The sequence below is a fragment of the Agrococcus jejuensis genome (genome assembly GCF_007679035.1).
Lineage (GTDB): Bacteria > Actinomycetota > Actinomycetes > Actinomycetales > Microbacteriaceae > Agrococcus > Agrococcus jejuensis_A.
In genome coordinates this window covers 1-291 of the sequence record NZ_VEFR01000022.1, presented here as the reverse complement: position 1 = coordinate 291, position 291 = coordinate 1, and the positions used below count along the sequence as shown (strand labels likewise).

Genomic DNA, 291 nt, shown 5'->3' with positions numbered 1-291 from the left:
CTCGTAATGGAGTGGTATCCATATCTGAATTCATAGGATATGAGAAGGCAGACCCGGGGAACTGAAACATCTAAGTACCCGGAGGAAGAGAAAGAAAAATCGATTCCCTGAGTAGCGGCGAGCGAAACGGGAATAGCCCAAACCAAGAGGCTTGCCTCTTGGGGTTGTAGGACACTCTATACGGAGTTACAAAAGAACATGTTAGACGAATCATCTGGAAAGATGAATCAAAGAAGGTAATAATCCTGTAGTCGAAAACATATTCTCTCTTGAGTGGATCCTGAGTACGAC

At 44.3% G+C, this 291-nt stretch carries 1 rRNA gene; it reads left to right on the top strand.

The annotated features are described in order from the left end of the window. Positions 1 to 291 (top strand): 23S ribosomal RNA (locus FS793_RS15915); the annotation flags it as partial.